23 protein-coding genes and 1 pseudogene are annotated in these 25905 nt (G+C 73.3%); 17 read left to right on the plus strand and 7 right to left on the minus strand.

Annotation, left to right across the window (positions count from 1 at the left end; all coding sequences use genetic code 11):
• The first annotated feature begins 208 nt into the window (after positions 1-208).
• Together ACF1AL_RS10415 and ACF1AL_RS10420 are read left to right on the plus strand one after the other, a co-directional pair.
• Positions 209-1234 carry an NlpC/P60 family protein gene (locus ACF1AL_RS10415; protein ID WP_391697636.1) on the plus strand — a complete coding sequence of 342 codons (1026 nt, stop codon included), beginning with the start codon at positions 209-211 and terminating at the stop codon, positions 1232-1234.
• A gap of 29 nt (positions 1235-1263) precedes the next feature.
• Positions 1264-2457: a hypothetical protein gene (locus ACF1AL_RS10420; protein WP_391825783.1), complete on the plus strand. Its 1194-nt coding sequence runs from the start codon at positions 1264-1266 to the stop codon at positions 2455-2457.
• A 21-nt stretch (positions 2458-2478) separates the two neighbouring features.
• Here the strand turns inward: ACF1AL_RS10420 and ACF1AL_RS10425 are convergent, their stop codons facing one another.
• Positions 2479-3018, minus strand: coding sequence for a PadR family transcriptional regulator (locus ACF1AL_RS10425; protein WP_391697630.1), 540 nt, complete (start codon positions 3016-3018; stop codon positions 2479-2481).
• Positions 3019-3035: 17 nt separating this feature from the next.
• Between ACF1AL_RS10425 and ACF1AL_RS10430 the strand changes: the two are divergent.
• A pseudogene (locus ACF1AL_RS10430) lies at positions 3036-4436 on the plus strand (MATE family efflux transporter); the annotation flags it as partial.
• On the opposite strand, the gene ACF1AL_RS10435 reads toward ACF1AL_RS10430, so the two are convergent.
• Positions 4397-5641, minus strand: coding sequence for a glycosyltransferase 87 family protein (locus ACF1AL_RS10435; protein ID WP_391697625.1), 1245 nt, complete (start codon positions 5639-5641; stop codon positions 4397-4399). The pseudogene ACF1AL_RS10430 and the gene ACF1AL_RS10435 overlap by 40 nt on opposite strands.
• A 118-nt stretch (positions 5642-5759) precedes the next feature.
• On the opposite strand from ACF1AL_RS10435, the gene ACF1AL_RS10440 reads away from it, so the two are divergent.
• Positions 5760-6902: a glycosyltransferase family 4 protein gene (locus ACF1AL_RS10440; protein WP_391778821.1), complete on the plus strand. Its 1143-nt coding sequence runs from the start codon at positions 5760-5762 to the stop codon at positions 6900-6902.
• Between the two features lie 67 nt (positions 6903-6969).
• On the opposite strand, the gene ACF1AL_RS10445 is transcribed toward ACF1AL_RS10440, so the two are convergent.
• Positions 6970-8766, minus strand: coding sequence for an AMP-dependent synthetase/ligase (locus ACF1AL_RS10445; RefSeq protein WP_391825784.1), 1797 nt, complete (start codon positions 8764-8766; stop codon positions 6970-6972).
• A 317-nt stretch (positions 8767-9083) separates the two neighbouring features.
• Between ACF1AL_RS10445 and ACF1AL_RS10450 the strand changes: the two genes are divergently transcribed.
• The 6 genes from ACF1AL_RS10450 to ACF1AL_RS10475 all read left to right on the plus strand — a co-directional run bounded on the left by ACF1AL_RS10450 (position 9084) and on the right by ACF1AL_RS10475 (position 14285).
• Positions 9084-9881, plus strand: coding sequence for a metallophosphoesterase (locus ACF1AL_RS10450; protein WP_391778820.1), 798 nt, complete (start codon positions 9084-9086; stop codon positions 9879-9881).
• A gap of 92 nt (positions 9882-9973) precedes the next feature.
• A complete protein-coding gene (locus tag ACF1AL_RS10455; RefSeq protein WP_366835975.1) occupies positions 9974-10414 on the plus strand; it encodes an SRPBCC family protein in 441 nt (146 codons plus the stop codon).
• Between the two features lie 171 nt (positions 10415-10585).
• Positions 10586-11758 (plus strand): ArsA family ATPase, encoded by a 1173-nt coding sequence (locus tag ACF1AL_RS10460; protein WP_391660890.1) that lies wholly within the window; start codon positions 10586-10588, stop codon positions 11756-11758.
• 57 nt (positions 11759-11815) lie between these two features.
• Entirely contained in the window at positions 11816-12307 is a 492-nt protein-coding gene (locus tag ACF1AL_RS10465) for a DUF5304 domain-containing protein (RefSeq protein ID WP_391825785.1), read from the plus strand.
• Between the two features lie 108 nt (positions 12308-12415).
• Positions 12416-13369 (plus strand): ROK family glucokinase, encoded by a 954-nt coding sequence (locus tag ACF1AL_RS10470; RefSeq protein WP_366835972.1) that lies wholly within the window; start codon positions 12416-12418, stop codon positions 13367-13369.
• Positions 13370-13532: 163 nt separating this feature from the next.
• Positions 13533-14285 (plus strand): endonuclease/exonuclease/phosphatase family protein, encoded by a 753-nt coding sequence (locus ACF1AL_RS10475; RefSeq protein WP_391825786.1) that lies wholly within the window; start codon positions 13533-13535, stop codon positions 14283-14285.
• Between the two features lie 3 nt (positions 14286-14288).
• Here ACF1AL_RS10475 and ACF1AL_RS10480 read toward each other — a convergent pair whose 3' ends face one another.
• Both ACF1AL_RS10480 and ACF1AL_RS10485 read right to left on the minus strand, forming a co-directional pair.
• Positions 14289-14879 carry a hypothetical protein gene (locus tag ACF1AL_RS10480; protein WP_391697608.1) on the minus strand — a complete coding sequence of 197 codons (591 nt, stop codon included), beginning with the start codon at positions 14877-14879 and terminating at the stop codon, positions 14289-14291.
• A complete protein-coding gene (locus tag ACF1AL_RS10485) occupies positions 14872-15651 on the minus strand; it encodes an alpha/beta hydrolase (protein WP_391825787.1) in 780 nt (259 codons plus the stop codon). Before ACF1AL_RS10485 ends, ACF1AL_RS10480 begins: the two co-directional genes overlap by 8 nt.
• A 169-nt stretch (positions 15652-15820) precedes the next feature.
• On the opposite strand from ACF1AL_RS10485, the gene ACF1AL_RS10490 reads away from it, so the two are divergent.
• The 5 genes from ACF1AL_RS10490 (at position 15821) to ACF1AL_RS10510 (ending at position 20686) form a co-directional block, all read left to right on the plus strand.
• Entirely contained in the window at positions 15821-16567 is a 747-nt protein-coding gene (locus ACF1AL_RS10490) for a lysophospholipid acyltransferase family protein (RefSeq protein WP_366835968.1), read from the plus strand.
• Positions 16568-16592: 25 nt separating this feature from the next.
• Complete coding sequence (gene macS / locus ACF1AL_RS10495; protein ID WP_391825788.1) at positions 16593-17816, plus strand: MacS family sensor histidine kinase; 1224 nt, start codon at positions 16593-16595, stop codon at positions 17814-17816.
• Entirely contained in the window at positions 17813-18493 is a 681-nt protein-coding gene (locus ACF1AL_RS10500) for a response regulator transcription factor (protein WP_366835966.1), read from the plus strand. The genes macS and ACF1AL_RS10500 overlap by 4 nt, the downstream gene beginning before the upstream one ends.
• Positions 18494-18564: 71 nt before the next feature.
• The gene (locus tag ACF1AL_RS10505) at positions 18565-19593 is read left to right on the plus strand and encodes a 6-phosphofructokinase (protein WP_384211334.1); all 1029 of its coding nucleotides are present in this window, start codon (positions 18565-18567) and stop codon (positions 19591-19593) included.
• A gap of 97 nt (positions 19594-19690) precedes the next feature.
• Positions 19691-20686 carry a 2-hydroxyacid dehydrogenase gene (locus ACF1AL_RS10510; protein WP_384211337.1) on the plus strand — a complete coding sequence of 332 codons (996 nt, stop codon included), beginning with the start codon at positions 19691-19693 and terminating at the stop codon, positions 20684-20686.
• Here ACF1AL_RS10510 and ACF1AL_RS10515 read toward each other — a convergent pair.
• Positions 20638-22533, minus strand: a complete 1896-nt coding sequence (locus tag ACF1AL_RS10515; RefSeq protein ID WP_391825789.1) for an anthranilate synthase family protein — start codon at positions 22531-22533, stop codon at positions 20638-20640. The genes ACF1AL_RS10510 and ACF1AL_RS10515 overlap by 49 nt on opposite strands.
• A 97-nt stretch (positions 22534-22630) precedes the next feature.
• The gene (locus ACF1AL_RS10520; protein ID WP_366836100.1) at positions 22631-22687 is read right to left on the minus strand and encodes a trp operon leader peptide; all 57 of its coding nucleotides are present in this window, start codon (positions 22685-22687) and stop codon (positions 22631-22633) included.
• Positions 22688-22772: 85 nt separating this feature from the next.
• Here ACF1AL_RS10520 and ACF1AL_RS10525 point away from each other — a divergent pair, with 85 nt between their 5' ends.
• Together ACF1AL_RS10525 and ACF1AL_RS10530 are read left to right on the plus strand one after the other, a co-directional pair.
• On the plus strand, positions 22773-24245 hold the full coding sequence (locus ACF1AL_RS10525) for a hypothetical protein (RefSeq protein WP_391697596.1): 1473 nt from the start codon (positions 22773-22775) through the stop codon (positions 24243-24245).
• Positions 24246-24383: 138 nt separating this feature from the next.
• Positions 24384-25733: a class II 3-deoxy-7-phosphoheptulonate synthase gene (locus tag ACF1AL_RS10530; protein WP_366835961.1), complete on the plus strand. Its 1350-nt coding sequence runs from the start codon at positions 24384-24386 to the stop codon at positions 25731-25733.
• Positions 25734-25905: the final 172 nt, after the last annotated feature.

The raw sequence follows: 25905 nt of genomic DNA on the forward strand, positions 1-25905 counted from the left end.
GAATCACGATGACGGGAAATGACCCCACGCCCCGCCGGTGACCTGCGTCAGCGGCGGGGCGTCACCGTCCGTGCCCGCGGCGGTCTTTGGCCGCCGGCCCGTGGCGGGGCTACTGTCTGCCGCGTTTCCCCCGGCCCGCGCCGTTCACGGCGCCGTGCTGTGCCGCGGGGAGCAGTCCTGTTCCCCAGTGGAAGGAGCGCGGCCTCCCGTGGGTTCCCATCGCCGTCGCGCGGCAAACCCCGGCTTCGACCGGGGCGCGTGCGCCGCCCTCAGTGTGCTGTCCGCCGCGGCCGCGGCCCTCGGTGCCGTGCCGGCCGGCTCGGCCGTGGCCGCGCCGCACGGCGACACGCGGGCCGAGGTCGACCGCCTCTACCAGGAGGCCGAGCAGGCCACCGAGGCGTACAACAAGGCCGACGAGCGGGCCGACGCGCTGCGCCGGCAGCTGAGCGACAGCCAGGACCTCATCGCCCGGCAGCAGCAGAAGGTGAACTCCCTGCGGGAGGAGCTGGGTTCGCTGGCCGGCGCCCAGTACCGCTCCGGCGGCCTCGACCCGGCCGTGGCGCTGCTGTTCTCCGCCGACCCCGACGACTACCTGGACAAGGCGTCGGTGCTCGACCGGATCACCGCCCACCAGGCCGGCCAACTGCACGAACTGCAGGGCGCGCTGCGCGAGCTGGCCCAGGAGCGCGCCGAGGCGACCCGGCGCCTGACCGAACTGGAACGCAGCCGCGCCACCGTCGCCCGGCACAAGAAGACCGTCGAGTCCAAGCTCGCGAAGGCGCGGCAGCTGCTCAACTCCCTGCCGGACGCCGAACGCGCCGCCTACGCGCGCGCCTCGCGCTCCGACCGCATCGACCTGCCGGACCTCGGCGGCGCCGTCCCGGCCTCCGGGCGGGCCGCCGCCGCGGTCGCCGCCGCCCGCGCGGCCCTCGGCAGGCCGTACGTGTGGGGCGCCAACGGGCCCTCCGGGTTCGACTGCTCGGGCCTGATGCAGTGGGCGTACGCGCGCGCCGGGGTGCATCTGCCGCGCACCTCGCAGGAACAGCGGTTCGCCGGGCGGCAGGTGCCGCTGTCCCAGGCCCGCCCCGGCGACCTGGTCGTCTACCGCTCCGACGCCAGTCATGTCGCCATGTACGTCGGCAACGGCCGGGTCATCCACGCTCCCTACCCGGGCGCCCCGGTGCGCTACGACCCGGTCGGCATGATGCCGATCTCGTCGGTGACCCGGGTCTGAACCGGCCCGGTCGCCGTACCCTCGAGAACGTGGCTGGTCGAGGGCGTGTGTCGGGGGTGTCGGTTCTCGTCTCGCTGTGCCTGCTGCTGGTGTCGCCGGTGGCGTGCGGCAGCCGGTCCGGCACCGACCCGGTGCGCACGCAGGTGCAGCGGCTGCTCGACCGGCGCGCGGCGGCGGTGCTGCGCCACGACGCCGCCGCCTACGGGGACACGGGCACGCGGGCCGGGTTCGCCGAGGTGCGCTCGGTGCCGCTGGCGTCGTTCACGTACCGGGTCACCGGCGTGCGTGCGAGCGGCGATTCGGCCGTCGCCGACGCCGAGTTGCGCTACCGGCTGACCGGATACGACCAGGCGCCGGTGACCGCGGGCCGCACGCTGCGGCTGACCCGCGACGCGGACGGGCGCTGGCGGGTGGCCGGCGACCGTCCCGCGCCGAAGTCCGCCGAGCAGTTGTGGGACCAGGGCGCGGTACGGGTCGTGCGCGGCCGGCACAGCCTGGTCCTCGGTGTCGGGCAGTCCGAGGGTCAACTGGGCTCCTACGCCGCGCTCGCCGACCGCGCGGTGCCCGCGGTGACCGACGCCTGGGGAACCGACTGGCCGGGCCGGGTGGTCGTGCTGGTGCCCGAGTCGCTGGACGGCATGGCACGGCTGCTGGGGTCGCCCGCCTCCTCCTACCGCGGGATCGCCGCCGTCACCACCGGGGAGACCGGCGCCCCGGCGAAGGCCGCGGCGGACCGGGTCATCGTCAACCCCGACGCCTACGGCATGCTCGGCTCGCTGGGGCGGCAGGTGGTCCTCACCCACGAGACGACCCATGTCGCCACCCGCCGTGCCACCGACGCGGCGACGCCGCTGTGGCTGTCGGAGGGTTACGCCGACTGGGTCGGCTACCGGGGCAGCGGGCGCACGGCCGCGGAGGCCGCTCCGGAGCTGCAGCGGGCCGTGGCCGACGGCGAGTCGCCGGCGGCGCTGCCGAGCGATGCGGACTTCGGCTTCGCCGGGGACGCCGGGCGGCTGGCGCGGGCGTACGAGGGCGGCTGGCTGGCCTGCCGGATGATCGCCGAGCGCTGGGGGGAGCCGCGGCTGAAGGAGTTCTACGGCGCGGTGGGGGAGCACCGGGAGCGGGCCGGGGCCGTGGAGGACGCGATGCGCACGGTCCTCGGCACCACCCTCGCGGACTTCACCACCGAGTGGCGGGACTACCTGCGCGTGCAGCTGGGCTGAGCCCGGCCCGTGAGACACCCCCTAGACCGAGGGGCCCTCGGGGTCCAGCCGGGCGATCGCCTCCCTGAGCCAGGCGCGTTCGGCCTCGCCGGTCGCCCGGGCCACGCGCAGCATGCCCTGGCGGAAGAGATCACCGGCCTCCTCGGCGCGCACGGGCGTGCCGTCCCGGTAGAAGAAGCTCGACGGGGCCTGGAGGAAGTCCAGGCGGCGGCGCAGCACCGCGGCCTGTTCCACCGGGTCCGGCAGGTGCCGCAGGAACGCCAGGACGGTGTTGAAGCGGACCTGGTCGGTGATCTCCACCTGCTTGGGCCGGCGCAGCCGCTCCAGCAGGTCCGCGCGGCCGGCCTCGGTGAGGGACAGCACCCGGCGGGGGGCCGCGCTCGCGCCCTCCTCGGTGTGCTGGCCGAGCTTGCCCGCGTCGCCCAGCCGGGTGATCGCCGGGTACAGCGCGCCGTCGCTGACCGGGCGGACATGGCCGTGCAGGGCCTTGATGCGCTCCTTCAGCTCGTAGCCGTGCAGCGGCTCCTCGGCCAGGAAACCCAGGATCGACAGCTCCAGCACGCGTCCTCCTTGCGGGTGATCTCCGGGCCATGGTACCTCTGGTCGAGCTACCTCGATTCGAGGTACGCAGTTGGCGGATCTCCGGAGGCCCTGTCGTGGACGCCCATCGCAAGCAGCTGATCGCCCTCGCCCACCCCGTGTACTTCTCCCTGCTGGCGTCCGTCGCCGCCGGAATCATCAACACCGTCTGGGTCTCCCGGCTCGGCGGCGCGGCCGTCGCCGCCGTGGCCGTCGCCACCAACACCGAGAACGTCCTGCTGGGCGTGGCCCTCGTCTTCGCCTCCGGCACGACCGTGCTGGTCGCCCACGCCAGAGGGGCGCGGGACCCCGGCGCGGTGCGCTCGGCCGTCCACGGCGGCTGGGCCCTGTGCGCGGCGGTGACACCCGTCGTCGTGGTGGGCGGGTTGCTGCTGCGCGAACCGCTGGCCCGCCTGGTGCTCGGCGGCGGGGACGGCGCCGCCGTGCCGCTCGCCTGCGGCTACTTCGCCGTCTCCCTGCCCGGCGTCGCCGTCTTCTTCGCCCAGCAGCTCGTCGACGGCATCCTCAAGGGCACCGGCGACACCCGCACCCCGATGCGGCTCGCCCTGCTGGCCAACGGCCTGATCCTGGCCGTCGACCCCCTGCTGATCCACTTCCACGGCGTCCGGGGCGCCGCCGCCTCGACCGTGCTGTGCCGCTGCGCCGCCCTCGCCGTGGGACTCGTCGCGCTGCGCCGCAACGCCCTGCTGCGCACGGCACGCGCGGTACCGGCCGCCGAGCCGGTCCCGGCCGCGCTGCGCCGGACCCTGGCCACCGGGCTGCCGATGTCCGCCGACTTCACCGTGCGCCAGGCCGGCGCGCTCGTCCTGGTCGCGATCGTGGCGCGGATCGGGGTGACGGCGGTGGCCGCGTACGCCATCGCCTACAAGGTCATGTACGGGGCGACGATGGCCTTCTACGCGGTCCGCCAGGCCGCCTCGATCCACACCGCGCACACCCGGGGCGAGGGGCGCGACGCGCGGCGGGCGATCGGCCGGCAGGCCGTGCTGGTCTCCGGGACGGTGGGCATGGCCGCCTCCGCGCTGCTCGCCCTCACCGCGCCCTGGGTCATGGCCGCCTTCGGCGCCGGGCCCGCGGTGGCCCACGACGGCGTGCTCTTCCTGCGCTGCGTCGGCCCCTACCTGCTGCTGATGGCCTGCTTCATCGCCCTCGGCGGGGTCTTCGAGGGCAGCGGCGGGGCGCCCGCGCTGCTGCGGGTCACCCTCGCCGGTACGGCCGTGCAACTGCCGCTCGCCTGGGCCCTGGCCGGGCTCGGCCTGCCGGGGGTGTGCCTGGCGCTGGCGTCGGCCATGGCCGTGCAGTGCGCGGCGGTCGCGGTGCTGCTGCGCCGCGCCGGCGTTCAGGACGAGACCGGGGTCTCCCTGGTCCGGGCGGCCTGAGCGGGGACCGCCTTCTTCGGCGCCGGCGGCACGGTCGACCGCCACAGGGTGACCGCGGCGATGGCCGACGCGGCCACCAGCAGGCCGTTGCGCACGAACAGCAGCGTCATGCCGAGGGAGTCGCTGGCGACCACGTTCCCGAAGTGCACCGGGAACTCCAGCACCGTGAACAGGGTCGCCGCCAGCACCAGCGCGGCCGGCAGGCGCATCCGCGTCGAGCGGAAGCACAGGCAGACGGCCGCCAGACCGATCAGCCACACCAGGTACTGCGGGCTGATCACCCGGCTGGTGGTGGTGAACAGCAGCACCGCGGTGAAGGCCGCGTCCGCCAGCGAGTGCGCCTCGAACCGCGCCGCCAGCACCCGCCACAGCAGCAGCCAGGCGAACGCCGCCCCGGTCAGCGCCAGCGCGGCCGTGCTGACGGCCTGCACGTAGGGGCCGAGGAACTCCACCGAGCCGTAGTTCAGCAGCACCTGCCCGTCCCAGCCGAAGTGCCGGGCCACATGGAAGACCAGCGAACCGAGGGACTCCACCTCGGTGCCCCGGTCCCGCTGGAACGTCAGGAAGGCGAAGGCGCCCGGCATCCACAGCGCGAAGGCCGCCGCGAGGAGGCCCGCGGTCGCCGCCGCGGTCACCCACGCCCGGCGCCGCGCCGCGCCCCACACACCGAGCAGCAGCAGCACCGGCCAGACCTTCAGCATCGCCCCGAACGCGGCCAGCGCCCCCATCAGCCGCGGCCGGCGGACCCCGGCGAGCACCGCGGCCACGGCCACCGCGGTCACCATCACGTCGTAGCGGGCGTACACCGTGGGGCCGAGCAGCGGGACGCCCACCACCCAGGTCCACGGGCCCCACAGCGACTTGCCGGGGCGCCGGGCCGCGGACACCAGCAGAGCGAGGGTGACCAGGTCGGCGAGGAAGGCCAGAACGAAGAAGGCGTGCGCGTAACCGAGGAACGGCAGCGTCGCGGGGGAGAGGATCGCGAGCGCGGCGGCCGGCGGGTACTGCCAGGTGACGTCCTCGAGCGGGAACGTTCCGCCGCGCAGGACGTCGTACCAGCCCTGGTAGATCACCGACACGTCGCTGGTGACGTCCGGGCCGGGGAAGACGTACACCTTGAACACCCACAGCAGCAGCAACAGCCGGGTCACCGCCCATGCGGCGAGCAGTCCGGCCAGGGACCACCTGGTGCCCGTCGTCTTCACGTGATCCCCTGCCGTTCGCAAACCTGTCTGAGAGCACATGATGGCGCGCCCGGCGGGGTGCGTGCCACAGGCACCGGGGGTGCGGCCGCGCCCGCCCCGGCTGTGTAGGGTCGGCGGCGTGCGCAAGACCCTGATCGTGACCAACGACTTCCCGCCCCGGCCGGGCGGCATCCAGGCCTTCCTGCACAACATGGCGCTCCGGCTGGACCCCGCGCGGATCGTCGTCTACGCCTCGACCTGGAAGCGCGGCCGGGAGGGCGCCGAGGCCACGGCCGCCTTCGACGCGGAACAGCCCTTCACCGTCGTACGCGACACCACGACCATGCTGCTGCCCACGCCCGGGGCGACCCGGCGGGCGGTGGGGCTGCTGCGCGAGCACGGGTGCACGGCGGTGTGGTTCGGGGCGGCCGCGCCGCTCGGGCTGATGGCGCCGGCGCTGCGCAGGGCCGGGGCGGAGCGGCTGGTCGCCACGACCCACGGGCACGAGGCCGGCTGGGCCCAGCTGCCCGCCGCACGGCAGTTGCTGCGCCGGATCGGCGAGACCACCGACACGATCACCTACCTCGGCGAGTACACGCGCTCGCGGATCGCCGGCGCGCTGACCCCGCAGGCGGCGGCGCGGATGGCGCATCTGCCGCCCGGCGTCGACGAGAAGACCTTCCACCCCGCATCGGGCGGCGACCAGGTGCGCGCCCGGCTCGGGCTCACCGACCGGCCCGTCGTCGTGTGCGTCTCACGGCTCGTGCCGCGCAAGGGGCAGGACACCCTCATCGAGGCCATGCCGCGCATCCTGGCCGCCGAACCGGACGCGGTGCTGCTGATCGTCGGCGGCGGCCCGTACGAGAAGGACCTGCGCCGTCTCGCCGCCGAGAAGGGCGTCGCGGACTCCGTGCGCTTCACCGGCGCCGTGCCCTGGTCCGACCTGCCCGCGCACTTCGGGGCCGGGGACGTGTTCGCCATGCCCTGCCGGACCCGGCGCGGCGGACTGGACGTCGAGGGCCTCGGCATCGTCTACCTGGAGGCGTCCGCGACCGGACTGCCGGTTGTCGCCGGCGACTCCGGCGGGGCGCCCGACGCGGTCCTCGACGGCGAGACCGGCTGGGTGGTGCGCGGCGGCTCGCCCGAGGAGGCCGCCGAGCGGATCGTGGCCCTGCTCGGCGACGCGGAGCTGCGCCGCCGGATGGGGGAGCGCGGGCGGCGGTGGATCGAGGAGAAGTGGCGCTGGGACCTGCTCGCGGAGCGCCTCGAGGAGCTGCTGTAGCCCTCGGCACACGACGAACGGCGCGGCCCCTTCCCAGAGGGGGCCGCGCCGTTCGCCGTACCGGGCTCTACTTGGCGTAGATCGCCTCGATCTCGTCCGCGTAGTCCTTCGCCACCACGTTCCGCTTCAGCTTCAGCGACGGGGTCAGATGGCCGGACTCCTCGGTGAACTGCTGGGCCAGGACACGGAACTTGCGGACCGACTCGGCCTTGGAGACGGCCGCGTTGCCGTCGTCGACCGCCGCCTGGATCGCCGCGAGCAGGTCCGGGTCGTCCTTCAGGGACGCGGCCGTGGAGCCCGCCGGCTTGCCGTGCTCGGCGCACCAGCGGCCGAGGAACTCCTCGTCCAGGGTGACCAGCGCGCCCACGAACGGCCGCCCGTCGCCCACCACCATGCACTCCGCGACCAGCGCGTGCGCCCGGATGCGGTCCTCGATCACCGCCGGGGCGACGTTCTTGCCGCCCGCGGTGACGATGATCTCCTTCTTGCGGCCGGTGATCTGGAGGTAGCCGTCCTCGTCGAGGGTGCCGATGTCTCCGGTGTGGAACCAGCCGTCGGCCAGCGCCTCGGCGGTCGCGCCCGGGTTGTTCCAGTACTCCTTGAACAGGTGCTCGCCGTGCAGCAGCACCTCGCCGTCGTCGGCGATGCGGACCACCGAGCCGGGCAGCGGCTGGCCGACCGTGCCGATCTTCTGCCGGTCCCACGGGTTGAACGCGGTCGCCGCACAGGACTCGGTCAGGCCGTAGCCCTCCAGCACGGTGAAGCCGATGCCGCGGAAGAAGTGGCCGAGGCGCTCGCCGAGCGGGGCGCCGCCGGAGATGGCGTACTCGCCGCGGCCGCCGAGGACCGCGCGCAGCTTGCTGTAGACCAGCTTGTCGAAGACCTTGTGCTTGACCTTCAGGCCGAAGGACGGGCCCGCCGGGGTGTCCAGCGCCTTGCTGTAGGCGATCGCGGCGTCCGCGGCCTTGTCGAAGATCGCGCCCTTGCCGTCGGCCTGCGCCTTGGCGCGCGCCGAGTTGTAGACCTTCTCGAACACCCGCGGCACGCCCAGGATCAGCGTGGGGCGGAAGGCGGCCAGCTCGTCGGTGAGGTTCTTGATGTCCGGGACGCAGCCCAGCTTGATCGGCGCCATCATCGGCGCGACCTGCACCAGACGGCCGAAGACGTGCGCGAGCGGGAGGAAGAGCAGGACGGAACACTCGCCCGTGCGGAACAGCGGGCGCAGCCGCTCGACCACGTTGCCGCACTCGGCGAAGAAGCTGCGGTGGGTGAGCACACAGCCCTTGGGGCGGCCGGTGGTGCCGGAGGTGTAGACGATGGTCGCCGGGTCGTCGGCCCGGGCGAGCGAGCTGCGCTCCTCGACCGTCTCGTCCGAGACGTCCCGGCCGAGCCGCCCCAGCTCCTCCACGGCGCCGGCCTCGATCTGCCAGACGTGCTTGAGGGCGGGCAGCTTCTCGCGCACCGACTCCACCGCGGCCGTGTGGTTGTCGAGCTCGGTGACACAGGCGGTGGCGCCCGAGTCGGACAGGATCCACTCCACCTGCTCGGGGGAGCTGGTCTCGTACACCGGCACGGTGATCGCGCCCGCGCTCCAGATCGCGAAGTCCAGCAGCGTCCACTCGTAGCGGGTGCGGGACATCAGGCCCACCCGGTCGCCCGGCTGCACACCGGAGGCGATCAGGCCTTTGGCGGCGGCGCGCACCTCGGCCAGGAACGCCGCGGCGCTCACGTCCTGCCAGGCCCCCGCGACCTTACGGGCGATGACGGCGACGTCCGGGTGCTGCGCGGCGTTTCTGCGGACGATGTCGGTCAGATTGCCGTCCGCAGGGACCTCGTACAAAGCCGGAAGGCTGAACTCGCGCAAGACTGCTGCTCCTCATAGGGCGCCGGCGCCACGACGTTGTGTGATGCGACGGTCCGGTCCAAGGCTCGGGCAGGTGCTCGGGAGGCCGCCAGGAGGATGGGGAGCCCACTGGTTGAAATCCTGAGCACGACTGGACTGCCCGGACGTTACCCGCCGGTATGGCTTCTTCGACAGGGGGTCCCGGCGAGATGTTCGCTGCGTCACACAGATTGGTGTTCCTTCGCGCACAGTAGTCCACGGCTTTCCTGACTGGCCAGTAACCGCAGGTCCGGCTGCCACTGTTCACACCTGCACCGCTGCGCCTACGCTTGATCGCCATGTCATCCACACCGGCCGCCAGGCGCGGGACCCGCGTCCACGTGGTGAGCGACGTGCACGGCAACGCCCGGGACCTGGCCCGGGCCGGGGACGGCGCCGACGCCCTGATCTGCCTGGGCGACCTCGTCCTCTTCCTCGACTACGCCGACCACTCCCGCGGGATCTTCCCCGACCTGTTCGGGACCGAGAACGCCGACCGGATCGTCGCGCTGCGAACGGCCCGCCGCTTCGAGGAGGCGCGCGCGTTCGGCGCCCGGCTGTGGGCGGGCCTGGAGGGCGACCGCGCCACCGTGGTCGAGCAGGCGGTACGGCGCCAGTACGCCGAGCTCTTCGCCGCCTTCCCGACACCGACGTACGCCACCTACGGCAACGTCGACATGCCGCCGCTGTGGAAGGAGTACGCCCGGCCCGGCACCACCGTCCTCGACGGCGAGCGTGTCGAGATCGGCGGCCGGACCTTCGGCTTCGTCGGCGGCGGCCTGCGCACGCCGATGCGCACGCCGTACGAGATCTCCGACGAGGAGTACGCCGCGAAGATCGAGGCGGTCGGCGAGGTCGACGTGCTGTGCACGCACATCCCGCCGGAGGTCCCCGAGCTGGTCTACGACACCGTCGCGCGCCGCTTCGAGCGGGGCAGCCGGGCGCTGCTGGACGCCATCCGGCGCACCCGGCCGCGGTACGCGCTGTTCGGGCACGTGCACCAGCCGCTGGTGAAGCGGATGCGGATCGGGGCCACCGAGTGCGTGAACGTCGGGCACTTCGCGGGGACGGGAAAGCCGTGGGCACTGCAGTGGTGACCGGCGGTGAAGGCGGCTGGTCGGAGGCGCGGTAGCCTTCACACCGCACCTGTAACCCGACTTACCGGCCCGCATCTGGAGGAGCCACGGCGATGGCGGAACACACCAGCTCGAGCATCGTGATCGAGGCGGCACCGGCCGACGTCATGGCGGTCATCGCCGACTTCGCCCGCTATCCGGACTGGACCGGCGAGGTGAAGGAGGCGGAGGTCCTCAAGACCGACGAGGCGGGGCGCGCGGAGCAGGTCCGGCTCGTCATGGACGCGGGAGCGATCAAGGACGACCAGACGCTGGCGTACACCTGGACCGGCGCGAACGAGGTCTCCTGGACGCTGGTCAAGTCCCAGATGCTGCGGTCGCTGGACGGCTCCTACCTGCTCAAGCCGGTGGGCACGGGGTCGACGGAGGTCACGTACTCGCTGACGGTCGACGTCAAGATCCCCATGCTGGGCATGATCAAGCGCAAGGCGGAGAAGGTCATCATCGACAGGGCCCTGGCCGGCCTGAAGAAGCGCGTCGAGTCGGACCGGTAACGGCAACCGCCCCGGTGGGCGCGGATCGTCGCCGGGCGCGGGCGAGTGGCCGGCTGATCGCGCCGTTCCCCGCGCCCCTGGGGCGTGGCAGTCGCACTCCACGGCGGTCCCGGCAACACCGCGCACCCGCGAGACGAGGGTGAACGACAACTTCCACTACCGTTCACCCCCATGCGCACCCTCTTGATCACGGGCCCCGGCGGCAGCGGCCGTACCACCCTGGCGGCCGCCACCGCACTCGCCGCCGCCCGCGAGGGCACCCGCACCCTCCTCCTGAGCGCCGACCGCACCGACACCCCCGGCGCCGCCCTCGGCACCCCCACCGGACCGGCCCCCACCCGCGTCACCGACACGCTCACCGCCTGGCGCCCCGACCCCACCGCCGGCTTCCGCGACGACCTCACCGGCTTCCAGGACCGCGCCGCCACCGTCCTGGACCTGCTCGGCGCCTCCCGCCTGGACCCCGAGGAGGTCACCCCGCTGCCCGGCGCCGAGGAGCTCACCCTGCTGCGCGCCCTGCGCGACGCCGCCCTCGCCGAGACCCACGACCTCCTCGTCGTCGACCTGCCCCCCGCCCCGCAGGCCCTCGCCCTGCTCGCCCTCCCCGAGGAGCTGCGCCGCTACCTGCGCCGCCTGCTCCCGCCGGAGCGGCAGGCCGCGCGAGCCCTGCGCCCCGTCCTCGGGCGGCTGGCCGGCGTCCCCATGCCGGCCGACTGGCTGTACGACACCGCCGCCCGCTGGGACACCGAGCTGGCCGCCGTCGAGGCCGTCCTCGCCGACCGGCACACCGCCGTGCGCCTGGTCGCCGAGCCCGGCCCGGCCGGCACCGACGCGCTGCGCACCGCCGCGCTGGGCCTCGCCCTGCGCGCCCTGCCCGTGGAGTCCGTGGTCGCGAACCGTGTCCTGCCGGAGGACGCCGGCACCTGGCTGGCCGGCCCCCTCGCCCAGCAGCGCAAAGCCCTTCAGGAGTGGCACGCCGGCCACGCCGGCCCCGTCCACGAGGTCGCCCACCTCGGCCGCGACCCGCGCGGCACCGACGACCTCACGGCCCTCGCCGCCCCCGGCGTCAACCCGGCGCCCGCCCCGGTCGAGTGGACGCTCACCGACCGCATCGCCGAGGACGGCGTCCTCGTCTGGCACCTGCCGCTGCCCGGTGCCATACGGGACGAGCTGGACCTCGTGCGGCGCGGCGACGAACTCGTCGTCACGGCGGGCCCCTTCCGCCGTATCGTCGCCCTGCCCTCCGCCCTGCGCCGCTGCACCGTCGAGGGCGCCGCGCTGCGCGACGGCGAGCTGCGGGTGCGGTGCGCCCCGGACCCCGCGCTGTGGCCGCGCGAGCGGTGAGCGACGTACCGCCGTTCGGGTACCGTCGTAAGGACGAGCCGTAGTCAGGAGTGCGTCATGAGCGAAGAGCGCCCCCCGTCCGGTGCCGGTGAGCAGGAGACCGTCGGCGAGGAGCCCCGCGCCACCGACGCCGACGCCTGGTCGACCGCCTGCGCCGAGGATCTCGCCCAGGAGAAGGCCCGACGCCGCGCGGAGCAGGGCACACCGCCCGGCTCGGCCGCCGAGGAGCTGAAGAAGCTCGTCGACACGGTCGCCGAGAAGCTGTCCGGCCTCCCCTCGCCGCTGCTCGGCACGGTCGCCGGACCGGCCGCCCAGCAGATGGTCCGCCAGATCGTGCAGCAGGCCAAGGCAGCCGTCGAGCCGGTCATAGAGCGCAATCCGGATGTTTTCGACCATCTCGCCGCGGCCGGCAACGAGCTGCTCGCCGCCTACCGCTCCGCCGTCCAGGCCCAGGAGAAGCGCTGGACGGCCGGCGCGAGCGATCTCGACGAGGAGCTGCGCAGGCGCGGCGACGACGGCGGCCCCGGCCAGCGCATCGACCTGGACTGAGCCCCCTCACGGGTCGGCGCCGGTCCACCGGGCGGACGACGGCGACCCGAGGCCGAACGCCTCGGGTACCGTTGGCCGTAGCGGGGCTCGACCGAAACTGAGGGATTCATGGGACTCACCATCGGCGTCGACATCGGCGGCACGAAGATCGCGGCCGGCGTGGTCGACGAGGAAGGCAACATCCTCTCGACCTTCAAGGTGCCGACCCCCACCACGCCCGAGGCCATCATCGACGCCATCGCCTCGGCGGTGGAGGGCGCACGCGCGGGGCACGAGATCGTCGGCGTGGGCATCGGTGCCGCCGGATACGTCAACCGGCAGCGCTCCACGGTCTACTTCGCGCCCAACATCGACTGGCGCAACGAGCCGCTGAAGGAGAAGGTCGAGGCGCGCACCGGCCTTCCCGTCGTCGTGGAGAACGACGCCAACGCCGCCGCCTGGGGCGAGTACAAGTTCGGCGCCGGCAAGGGCCACCGCAACGTCATCTGCATCACGCTGGGCACCGGCCTCGGCGGCGGCATCATCATCGGCAACAAGCTGCGCCGCGGCCACTTCGGCGTGGCCGCAGAGTTCGGCCACATCCGGATGGTGCCGGACGGCCTGCTGTGCGGCTGCGGCTCGCAGGGCTGCTGGGAGCAGTACGCCTCCGGCCGCGCCCTCGTCCGGTACGCCCGGCAGCGCGCCAACGCCACCCCCGAGCGCGCCGAGATCCTGCTCGGCCTCGGCGACGGCACCCCCGAGGGCATCGAGGGCAAGCACATCTCCGTGGCCGCCCGCCAGGGCGACAAGGTGGCCGTCGACTCCTACCGCGAGCTGGCCCGCTGGGTCGGCGCGGGCCTCGCCGACCTCGCCTCCCTCTTCGACCCGTCGGCCTTCATCGTGGGCGGCGGCCTGTCCGACGAGGGCGAGCTGGTCCTCGACCCGATCCGCAAGTCGTACAAGCGCTGGCTGGTCGGCGGCAACTGGCGCCCGGTCGCCGAGGTCCGCGCCGCGGAACTGGGCAACAAGGCCGGCCTGGTGGGCGCGGCCGACCTGGCCCGCGAACCCGACCCGATCATGTGACGAGCGGCCACTGAAGCCCACCCGAGGGGCGCGGGACCGTACGACCATGCGGCTCGGCCGCGTGGGCGCGACCGGCCAGGACGAACCGGCCGTCGCGCACGTACCCCGCGCCCCTCGGGTCATCTCGCGCCCCCCGGCGCCGCCGGCCGCTTAAATGGACGGCATGGCAACCCCGCTGCTCCCCAACTCCCGCACCGAGCCCGACGGTTCCGCCGTCATCCGCGTCCTGAGCTACAACATCCGCTCGATGCGCGACGACACCGACGCCCTCGCCCGCGTCATCCGGGCCTGCGCCCCCGACCTGGTCCTGATCCAGGAGGCCCCCCGCTTCTTCCGCTGGCGCAAGAAGCTGGCCCGCCTGGCCCGCGCGGCCGACCTCGTGATCGTCACCGGCGGGGCGACGACCACGGGACCGGCGATCCTGAGCGACCTGCGCGCCACCGTCGAACGCACCGAGGACGTCCTGCTGCCCCCCACCCCCGGGCTGCACCGCCGCGGCCTGGCCACGGCGGTCGTCCGCTTCGCCGGGGCCCGGCTCGGCGTCGTCAGCTGCCATCTGTCCCTCGACACGGACGAGCGCTCCGCGCAGGGCGGCCTGCTCCTGGACCGGCTCGCGGCCATGGGCGTCGAGCATCTGATCGCGGGCGGCGACCTCAACGAGCGCCCCGACGGCCCCACCTTCCGCCGCCTGGCCGAGGCCCTGCAGGACTGCCACGCCGTGGCCCCCTGGGGCGGTACGGACACCTGGACGCCGGGCAACCCCTACCAGCGCATCGACGCGATCTTCGCCACCAAGGGCGTCGAGGTCCTCGGCTGCGGCGTGCCCGACGGCCTCCCGGGCGTCACGGAGGCGGACCTGAGGGCGGCCACCGACCACCTCCCGGTGCTGGCCGCCCTCAGGATCCCCGCTGCCTGAGCGTCAGACGACGGCCCCGCGCCCGGGGTCGCCGTCGTCCTCGTCGTCCGTGCGCATGCGCATCACCAGCGTCACGCAGCCGCCGAGGAAGCCGCCGACCGCGACGGTCGCCAGCCACCACGTCATCTCCCAGCGCAGCAGCACTGCCAGCAGGAGCAGCAGCGGGCCGCCGATCACACCGAGCCAGGCGAACTTCGCGGTGGCGTCCGCCTCCGGCAGCGGCGGCGGCTCCGGCGGGACGAAGTGGCCCTCGTCGTCCTCGTCGAAGTCGTCGTCGGCCGGCTCCGGCGCGGTGTAGTCGCGCGGGCCGACGCCGGGCGCGAAGGAGATCGAGCTGCCGAGCGGGCGGCCCGGCTTGCGCTCCTCGGGCGTGTCGTCGTCCGCGGCCGTCGCCGGCAGCGCCAGGTCCTCCACCGACCGGAACGGGCGGCTGCCCGGCGGGTCCGGCGGCTCGTCCCCGTAGGCGGCGACGATCGCCTTCCAGGCGGCCTCCTCGTCGAAGGGGACGCCCTGCTCCTGGCCCTCGCGCGCGTCGCGCTCGTCGCGGCCCTCGCGCTCCTCGCGCTCCTCGCGCTCCGAGTCGTGCTCAGCCACCTGCCGCCGTCCCTTCCTTGCCGAAGCTGGGTGCGAGCCGGCCGATGAACGCGAGGCTCTCGGCGAAGATGCGGTCCGCGTCGTGGTCCAACGTCGCCACGTGGTAGCTCTGTTCCAGCAGGATCTCCGTGACGTCGGTGGACGAAACGCGGCTGAGGATGCGCGCCGAGTCGGCGGGCGGCACCACGTGGTCCTGCGGGCTGCGCAGGAGCAGCAGCGGCTGCGTGACCTGCGGCAGCTCGCCGTCGACCAGCCGGAAGAAGGTCCGCAGCGAGTGCGCCGCGTGCAGCGGCACCCGGTCGTAGCCCAGCTCGGCGCTGTTCGGCTTGGCGATGTCGCTGGCGATGCCCTTCGTCGCCGGCACCAGGTGCCGGACGACGGGCAGGGCGTGCGCGGCGAGCCCGTGCACCTTGTTGGCCGGGTTGACCACGAGGACACCCTCGACCGCGTCGCCGTGCCGGGCCGCGAGCCGTAGGGCGAGCGCCCCGCCCATGGACAGACCGGCCACGAACACGCGGGCGCACCGCTCGCGCAGGGACCGCAGCTCGCGGTCCACCTCCGCGTACCAGTCGGGCCAGCCGGTGACCTGCATGTCCTCCCAGCGGGTGCCGTGCCCGGGCAGCAGCGGCAGCGAGACGGTCAGGCCGTGCTCGGCGAGATACTGGGCCCAGGGGCGCAGCGACTGCGGGGAACCGGTGAAGCCGTGGCAGAGGAGGACCCCCACCTCCCCGCCCTCGTGGCGGTACGGCTCGGCTCCAGGAAGGACCGGCACGGTCGGTCTCCTGTTCGTGAGAAGGGTGTGAACTACTCGCAGGACTTCCAGGTGAGCTTCACCGTACGCGACGGCACTGACACCGACCAGGGGCGTCGGGCTCTTCGCGGCCCTCCGGGTTAAGGTCTGTTCGACACATACAGGAGGCACTCGGTTGTTGTACGGCGCGATGAAGGTTTCTATCGGAGGGTCGCTGAAGCTCGTCTTCCGGCCCTGGGTGGAAGGCCTGGAGCACGTCCCGGCCGAGGGCCCGGCGATCCTGGCGAGCAACCACCTCTCCTTCTCCGACTCGTTCTTCCTGCCCGCGGTGCTCGACCGGAAGGTCACCTTCATCGCGAAGGCCGAGTACTTCACCACCCCCGGGGTCAAGGGCCGGTTGACGGCGGCGTTCTTCAAGGGCGTCGGCCAGCTCCCGGTGGACCGCTCCGGCGCCCGCGGCGCCGGTGAGGCCGCGATCAAGAGCGGCATAGAGGTGCTGGAGCGCGGCGAGCTGTTCGGCATCTACCCCGAGGGCACCCGCTCGCCCGACGGCCGCCTCTACCGCGGCAAGCCGGGCGGCCTCGCGCGCGTGGCGCTCGCCACCGGCGCGCCGGTGATCCCCGTCGCGATGATCGACACGGAGAAGATCCAGCCGCCGGGCAAGGTCGTCCCGAAGGTGATGCGGCCCGGCATCCGCATCGGCAAGCCGCTCGACTTCTCCCGCTACCAGGGCATGGAGCACGACCGGTTCGTGCTGCGCGCGGTGACCGACGAGGTCATGTACGAGATCATGAAGCTCTCCGGCCAGGAGTACGTCGACATGTACGCGACCGCCGCCAAGCGGCAGATCGCGGAGGCGGCGAAGGCGGAGAAGGAGGCCAAGGCCGCGCTGGCCAAGGCCGAGAAGGAGCAGGAGAAGAAGGAAAAGGCGCAGTAGGCGCACCGGCACGGGGGTGGGGGACATGGCCAGGCGCGAGAGAGTCATGCGCATGTCGGTCGAGCTACCGCTGTGGCGTGCGCTGACCGCCTACCGGGTGCTGACCATGCTGTACGCGGTCGGCCTGTTCGCCACCGCCTACGACCGCTTCCCCCGCCCCTGGCTCGCCGTCGCCTACTACGTGGTGCTGTGCGGCTGGACCCTGGCCACCCTGCCCAAGGTGGCGAACGCGCAGGCCTGCACCCGCCGTTTCCTCGCCGCCGACCTCACCGTCGCGCTGGCCGGCATCCTGCTCACCCCGCTCGCCGACGCCCACCAGCGCATCGTCGACGGCGGCCCGACCCTGCCGTCGATATGGACCGCCGGCTCGGTGCTGGCGTTCGCCGTCAAGGGCGGCTGGCGCTGGGCGGCGTACGCCTCCACCCTGGTCGCCCTCGCCAACCTGGCCGAGCGCGGCCGCCCGGCCCGCGACACCGTCCACAACGTGATCCTGGTCTGGGTCGCCTCCATCGCCATCGGCTACGTCGTCGAGGTGGCCCGCGCCTCCGAGCGCACCCTCGCCCGCGCCCTGGAGATCGAGGCCGCGACCAGGGAGCGGGAGCGGCTCGCCCGGGACATCCACGACAGCGTGCTGCAGGTGCTCGCCATGGTGAAGCGGCGCGGCGCCGCGCTCGGCGGCGAGGCCGGTGAGCTGGGCCGGCTGGCCGGCGAGCAGGAGGTGGCGCTGCGCACCCTGGTCTCCGGCGGTCTGGTGCCCGTCTCCCGGGTGTCCGAGGACGCCGCCGAGGGGGCGTTCGTGCGGGCCGTGGAAGAACCGGACGACGATGCCGGCCCGGTCGACCTGCGCACGCTGCTCGCCCCGTACGCCGGGGACCGCGTGTCCTTCGCCGAACCCGGCGCGCCCGTGTTGCTGGCGCCGCCCGCCGCGCGGGAGCTGGCCGCCGCGGTCGGGGCGGCGCTGGACAACGTGCGCCGGCACGCCGGCCCCGGCGCCCGCGCCTGGATCCTGCTGGAGGACGAGGCCGACGAGATCGTCGTGACCGTCCGTGACGACGGCCCCGGCATCCCCGAGGGGCGGCTCGCGCAGGCCGAGGGGGAGGGGCGGCTCGGGGTCGCCCTGTCGATCCGCGGCCGGCTGCGCGACCTCGGCGGCAGCGCGGAGCTGATCTCGGTGCCCGGGCAGGGCACCGAAGTGGAACTGAAAGTACCGAAGGCGAAGGCCGCACGGGGGAAGGCGGGACACCGATGAGCGAGCAGCAGGACCCGATCAAGGTCATGGTGGTCGACGACCACCCGATGTGGCGCGACGCCGTCGCCCGCGACCTCGCCGAGTCCGGCTTCGACGTGGTCGCCACTGCGGGCGACGGCGAGCAGGCCGTGCGCCGCGCCAGGGCCGCCGCGCCCGACGTGCTCGTCCTCGACCTCAACCTGCCCGCCAAGCCCGGCGTCCAGGTGTGCAAGGAGGTCGTCGCCGCCGACCCGAAGCTGCGCGTGCTGGTGCTGTCCGCGAGCGGGGAGCACGCCGACGTGCTGGAGGCCGTGAAGTCCGGCGCCACCGGCTATCTGCTCAAGTCCGCCTCCACCGAGGAGCTGCTGGACGCCGTGCGCCGCACCGCGGCCGGCGACCCCGTCTTCACCCCGGGCCTGGCCGGACTGGTCCTGGGCGAGTACCGGCGCCTGGCCTCCGAGCCCGCGCCCGCCCCGGACACCGACGAGCCGCGCGCGCCCCGGCTCACCGAGCGCGAGACCGAGGTGCTGCGGCTGGTCGCCAAGGGCCTGAGCTACAAGCAGATCGCCGAACGCCTCGTCATCTCCCACCGCACCGTGCAGAACCACGTGCAGAACACCCTCGGCAAGCTCCAGCTGCACAACCGCGTCGAGCTGGTGCGGTACGCGATCGAGCGGGGCCTCGACGACGACGCGTGAGTCGCCCGCGCCCGGGCCGCTCGCCCCGCTAGCGTGGAGGCAGCAGTTCGAGACTCGCGGAGGGACAGCCCATGCGCGTCGGAGTACTGACCGGAGGCCGGGACTGCCCCGGACTCAACGCCGTGGTGCGGGCCGTGGTCCGCAAGGGCGTCCAGGAGTACGGCGACGAGTTCGTCGGCTTCGTGGACGGCTGGCGCGGACCGCTCGACGGGGACACGGTCCCGCTGGACATCCCGGCCGTGCGCGGCACCCTCCCGCGCGGCGGCACCATCCTCGGCTCCTCGCGCACCCGCCCGCTGGAGCATCCCGACGGAGTGCGCCGCATCCGGGAGAACCTCGCCAAGCACGAGGTCGAGGCGCTCATCACGATCGGCGGCCGGGACACGCTCGGCACCGCCGCCCGCCTCGCCGACGAGTACGGGCTGCCCCTGGTCGGCGTACCGAAGACGATAGACAACGACCTGTCCGGCACCGACTGCACGGTGGGCTACGACACGGCCGTCTCCGTCGCGACGGAGGCCATCGACCGGCTGCACACCACCGCCGAGTCCCACAAGCGGGTCCTGGTCGTCGAGGTCATGGGCGGGGACACGGGCTGGATCGCGCTGCGCTCGGGCCTGGCCGGCGGGGCGAACGTCATCCTCATCCCGGAGCAGCCCTTCGACGTCGACCAGGTGTGCGCCTGGGTGACCTCCCGCTTCCGGGCGTCGTACGCGCCGATCGTCGTCGTCGGGGACGGGGCGCGCCCCCGGGACGGCTCGATGGTGCTCAGGCACGGCCCGGACGGCGGCCCCGGGCAGGTGCGGCTGTCGGGGGTCGGCGAGTGGCTGGCCCGCGAGATCGAGCACCGCTCCGGCAAGGAGGCCCGCACCACGGTCCTCGGTCACATCCAGCGGGGCGGCTCGCCGAGCCCCTTCGACCGCTGGCTGGCCACCCGCTTCGGCCTGCACGCCATCGACGCCGTGCACGACGGCGCCTTCGGCACGATGGTCGCCCTGCACGGCACGGACGTCGTCCGGGTGCCGATCTCGGAGGCGACGGCCCGGGTCAAGAAGGTCGACCCGGCCCTGTACGAGGAGGTCGGCGTGTTCTTCGGCTGACCGGAAGGACGCGACCCGGGGCGCCCGGCGCCCCAGCCCGCGGCCCGGCGCCCTCGCTTGCGACGCCGAGCCGACCCGGACGGAAGGGGACACAACCGTGGAGATCCTGGCCTTCGGTGTGCAGGCCGATGAGAAGCCCCTCGTCGAGGCGGCCTTCGCCGGCCACCACGAGGTGCGCTGCCTGGACGTGTTCCTCAACGAGGACACCGCCCCCATCGCCGCCGGCTACGAGGTGATCTCCACCAGCGTCAACGCCGACCTCGGCCGGCGGGTGCTGGAGACCCTCGCCGCCGGCGGCACCCGGATGATCGCCCAGCGCTCCACCGGCTTCAACAACATCGACCTGGCCGTCGCCGAGCGGCTCGGCCTCACCGTGGCCCGGGTGTCGTTCTACTCGCCGTACTCCGTCGCCGAGTTCGCCTGGGCGCTCGCCCTGGCCGTCGACCGGCGGATCGTGCGCGCCTCCACCCGCACCCGCGACTTCGACTTCCGGCTCGACGGGCTGATGGGCCGCGACATGCACGGCCGCACCGCCGGCGTCCTCGGCACCGGCAAGATCGGCGCGGCGTTCGCCCGGATCGCCCACGGCTTCGGCATGCGGCTGCTGGGCTGGGACATCGCCGAGAACCCCGCTTGCCTGGACCTCGGGATGCGGTACGTCTCCAAGGACCAGCTGCTCGCCGAGTCCGACCTGGTCAGCCTGCACGTGCCGCTGATGCCGCAAACCCGGCACCTCCTCGACGCCGCCGCGCTGAAGGCGATGAAGGACGACGCGATCCTCGTCAACTCCAGCCGCGGCGGCCTGATCGACACCGCGGCCCTCGTCGACGAGCTGCGCGCCGGCCGCTTCACCGGCGTCGGCCTCGACGTGTACGAGGCCGAGGCGGGCCTGTTCTTCCTCGACAAGTCCCTGCAACCGATCGAGGACGACACCCTGGCCCGCCTGATGACCTTCCCGAACGTGCTGGTCACGTCCCACCAGGCGTACTACACCGAGGACGCCGTCGGGCAGATCGTGCAGACCACGGTCCGCAACGTCCTCGACTACACGGCGGGCCGCCGCTCGGAGAACGTGCTGGTGCCGCGCAGCTGACCCAGCAGGTCGCGCACCACCGCGGCCCCGTTCAGGGACAGCACCGACTCCGGGTGGAACTGCACGCCCGCGAAGCCCGGCCCGCGCAGCGCGTGCACCTCGTGCGAGGCGGTGCGGCTCACCTCGACGCCGTGCGCGGCCAGCTCCCCGGCCGCCTCGTCGTCGCAGCGGGCGACGAAGCTGTTGTAGAAGCCGACGGTCTCCTCGCGCCCGAACAGGTCGATCACCGTCTGCGCCCCCTGGTACGGCACCTCCTTGCGGACGATCTCCAGCCCCAGCTCGGCCGCGATCAGCTCGTGGCCGAGGCAGACGCCGAGCACGCCGTGCCGGTGCTCGCGCACGACGGTCGCGGTCAGCTCGCGCAGCAGGCGCATCTTGGGGTCCTCCAGGTCCGAGGGGTCGCCCGGGCCGGGGCCGAGGACCAGCGGGCCCTCGTGCGTCAGCACCGCCTGGCGCAGATCCGGCTCGTCGTAGCGGCGCACGGTGACGGTGAGGCCGGCGGCGCGCAGGACGTGCGCGAGCATCGCCGTGAAGGTGTCCTCGGCGTCGACGACCAGGGCGTGCCCGCTCAGCTGAGCCGACGGCTCCTGCATCCGCAGCCAGAACGGCGCGAGCGAGGCACGCCGCCCGTCGAGCGCGGCCCGCACGCGGGGGTCGTCGGCGAGACGCACGCGCGAGTGTTCCGCACGCGGCCGGGCCGGGCGCACGCCCAGCGCGGCCAGCACGCCCGCCGCCTTCGCGTGCGTCTCGGCGACCTCGCCCGCCGGGTCCGAGCCGCGCACCAGCGTCGCGCCGACCGGCACGCGCAGCCGCCCGTCCGCGGAGATGTCGGCGGTGCGGATCAGGATGGGGGAGTCGAGGGTCTGGGCGCCGCCGGAGTCCCGGCCGAGCAGGGCGAGCGCCCCGGCGTAGTAGCCGCGCCCGACACCGTCCCGCCCGAGGGGCTCATGGCGCTCGATGACCCGGCAGGCGTTCTGCACCGGCGAGCCGGTCACGGTCGCCGCGAACATCGTCTCGCGCAGCACGTCCCGCACGTCCAGGGACGACCGGCCGCGCAGCTCGTACTCCGTGTGCGCGAGGTGGGCCATCTCCTTCAGACGCGGGCCGACGACGACCCCGCCCCGGTCTCCGACGGTGCACATCATCTTCAGTTCCTCGTCGACGACCATCGACAGCTCCTCGATCTCCTTGGAGTCGGCGAGGAAGTCCAGCAGGTGCTCCGGGGTGGGGCCCTCGGCGGGATAGCGGTACGTCCCGCTGATCGGGTTCATCACGACCGTGCCGCCCGACATCCGCACATGCACCTCGGGACTCGCGCCCACCAGCGTCCGCTCCCCGGTGTGCACCACGAACGTCCAGTACGCGCCCCGCTCGCCCGCCAGCAGTCGCCGGAACAGCGCGAGCGCGTCGGCGCGCCCGAAGCCCGGGATCTCGCCCTCGTAGGTGCGCCGGATGACGAAGTTGGCGCCCTCGCCGCGGCCGATCTCCTCGCGCAGGACCCGGCCGACGATCTCGCCGTACTCCTCGTCGCCCACGTCGAAGCCGCCCCGCTCCACCCGCACCTCGTGGGCGGGCAGCAGGTCGAGCACCTCGTCGAGGGCCAGCGTGTGCCGCTCCTCGGGGACCAGCACGGCCAGCGGGGTGCCGTCGTCGCGGACGTCGAAGCCGCGCTCGCGGATCTGCCGGAAGGGCACCAGCGCCAGGCACTCGTCGGGCAGGCCGGCCAGGCGGTCGTGGTGGGTGACCGGGCCGACCAGCAGCTCGACCGTGTCGGCCCGGTGCCCGGGGGTGCGGCGGTGCAGCAGGGCGAAGGGGCGGGGGTCGGACAGCAGGTCCGTGGGGTTCATGGGTGATCCTTCTCGATCTGTCGATGGAGAGGAACGACCCCGGACACACCGAAGGCCGCCCCTCGGGCGGCCTTCGCGAAGTGATGCGTACGCGCAGTCAGTGGGCCGCCGACGGAGCGGTCCACCACCAGTTCTGGACGAGTTGCGCGAACATGCCCGGCACCTTACCCGATGCCACGGCCGGTTACGATCCTCGTCTGCCTTTTGGCATGTCCCCATCGATGACACGGAAGGTGTGCATGGGACTCATACGGGGATCCAGGCTGCTCGCCTGGATCGCGGCCACCGCGGCGCTGCTCACGGCCCTCACCGCGCAGCCCGCCTCGGCGGCGGACTCGCCGACGATGACGAAACTCTCGCTCGGCACCGACCAGTTCAAGCTGACCGACACCAGCTTCGCGTCGGCGGCCAACACGCTCTACAACAACCACCTCACCAGCCACGCCAGCCTCACCGACGTGGTCACCACCGACTTCACCAAGAACTCCGCCGGTGCCAGTGACCCCTGGATGAACCTGCGCTCGATGCGGGCCTGTACCGGCACCGAGACCAAGGCGCTCCCGCCGGCGGCCACCAAGACCGCCTGGTGCTGGTCGCACGACCACACCGACGACACCAACGCGCACTGGTGGCCCCAGGGCCTGAGCACCACCGGCACCGCCGACGGCTCCGACGGCGCCATCCAGGGCCGGCGCGTCACGGCCGTCTCCTGGCACTACCGCACGCTCAGCGACGAGACCTCCGCGGGCTGCAAGACCAACAACCTGCTCAAGGTCACCTTCCTCGACCGGGACACCGGCAAGTACCGCCATGTACTGCTCGCCGAGCCCACCGACGCGGGCGCCGACTTCACCTTCGTCACCGGCCACGGCGGCGGCATCGTCTGGTACGCCAACTACCTCTACGTCACGGACACCTCCCACGGCATCCGCGTCTTCGACATCAACAAGCTCGCCAAGGTCGACACCTACGGCTCCGGCGTCTCCACCTACGGCATCGACTCCGCCGGCCGCTCCAGCGCCTGCGGCTACCCGTACGTGCTGCCCGAGGTGCACTACTACAAGCAGGCCGGCACGCCGTCGGACTGCTCGGGCAACACCATCGACCCCGAGCAGCTGTGCTTCTCCTGGCTGTCCCTGGACAAGAGCGGCGGCGCCCCGTACAAGCTGGTCGCCGGCGAGTGGCAGGGCTACGTCGACGGCGGCCGCGTGGTGCGCTACCAGCTCAACCCGTCCGGCTCCGCCTCCTACCCCGGGCTGCTGAACCTGTCCGGCGGCAAGACGGTGATCGAGGACGCCTGGGCCGCCTCCCGCTACCGGGGGCTGCAGGGCGGCATGACCTGGACCGACTCCCAGGGCGTGCTGAACTTCGCCTTCCACAAGGGCTGCGGCACCAAGCCCGGCGTCTACTCGCACACCTGGGAGGGCGACACCCGCGCCGGGACGACCTGCGGGGACGGCGGCAACTGGTCGGCCGGCCCGCCGCAGGCCCTGAGCTACTGGCCGAAGCTCGGCACCGAGCAGGTCGACGAGCTGTGGGGGCTGACCGAGGGCATCTGCCCGGGCAGCGACCTCACGGCGGCGCACCCCGAGTTCAAGGCCGCCACCGAGGAGACCGACGTGTGCTGGAAGTACGCGGGCACGGACAACCTGTCCCTGCGCGCCGTCTTCTCCGTCGGCTTCACCGACCCGGCGGTGCAGAACCTCCACTGACGGCCCGACCCGCCGGTGCGCCACGGCGCGCCGGCCACCCGGACGGGTCCCCCGCGCGCAGGTCACGCGGCGGACCCGTCCGTCTCATCCTGTGAGCCAGGGCATGGACGGGTGCGGCGACCCCGTAATGTTGAGGGCGTGACCGTGAACGCAACCAGCCCCAGCGCTGGCAACACCTGGCGAAACCTGCCCGCGGCGCAGCAGCCCGAGTACCCCGACCCCGAGGCTCTGCGCAAGGTGATCGCGGACCTCGAGTCGTATCCGCCGCTCGTCTTCGCGGGCGAGTGCGACCAGCTGCGCGCCCGGATGGCGGCCGTCGCCAAGGGAGAGGCGTTCCTCCTCCAGGGTGGCGACTGCGCCGAGGCGTTCGACGCGGTGTCCGCCGATCACATCCGCAACAAGCTCAAGACGCTGCTCCAGATGGGTGCCGTCCTCACCTACGCGGCCTCCGTGCCCGTGGTGAAGGTGGGCCGCATCGCCGGCCAGTACTCCAAGCCGCGCTCCAAGCCGACCGAGACCCGCGACGGGGTGACGCTGCCGACCTACCGCGGCGACTCCGTCAACGGCTTCGACTTCACCGAAGAGGCCCGCGTCCCGGACCCGGAGCGGCTCAAGCGCATGTACCACGCGTCGGCCTCGACGCTGAACCTGGTGCGCGCCTTCACCACCGGCGGCTACGCCGACCTGCGCCAGGTGCACGCCTGGAACCAGGACTTCGTGCGGTCCTCGCCGTCCGGGCAGCGCTACGAGCAGCTCGCGCGCGAGATCGACAACGCGCTGAACTTCATGCACGCCTGCGGGACGGACCCGGAGGAGTTCAAGACCGTCGAGTTCTACTCCTCGCACGAGGCGCTGCTGCTCGACTACGAGACGGCGCTGACCCGCGTCGACTCGCGCACGGGCAAGCTGTACGACGTCTCGGCGCACATGGTGTGGATCGGTGAGCGCACCCGCCAGCTGGACCACGCGCACATCGAGTTCGCCTCGAAGATCCGCAACCCGATCGGCATCAAGCTCGGCCCGACGACCACGGCCGAGGAGGCGCTGCAGTACATCGACCGCCTCGACCCCGAGCGGGAGCCGGGCCGGCTGACCTTCATCGTCCGCATGGGCGCCGACAAGATCCGCGACAAGCTCCCCGAGCTGGTGGAGAAGGTGACGGCGTCGGGTGCGACGGTGGCCTGGGTGACCGACCCGATGCACGGCAACACCTTCGAGGCGGCCTCCGGCCACAAGACCCGCCGCTTCGACGACGTGCTCGACGAGGTCAAGGGCTTCTTCGAGGTGCACAAGGCGCTCGGCACGCACCCCGGCGGCATCCACGTGGAGCTGACCGGCGACGACGTCACGGAGTGCGTGGGCGGCGGCGACGAGATCTTCGTCGACGACCTGCACCAGCGCTACGAGACGGCCTGCGACCCGCGGCTCAACCGCAGCCAGTCGCTGGACCTGGCCTTCCTCGTCGCGGAGATGTACCGGGACCAGTGAGCGGCCGGCGCGGGGGCCAGTGACGGGGCCACCGCGTACCGGTTGTTTTCGGCCAAGAGATGGGGCGCGGATCACATACGATCCGCGCCCCTGGCTCTTTTCCGCCCCTCGGGTCGCCGGTAAGGTTAGGTTTGCCTCACCGATCATCGGGAAGTCGGGGGGCGCGACGCTC

It is taken from the genome of Streptomyces sp. NPDC014801 (genome assembly GCF_043082085.1).
Lineage (GTDB): Bacteria > Actinomycetota > Actinomycetes > Streptomycetales > Streptomycetaceae > Streptomyces.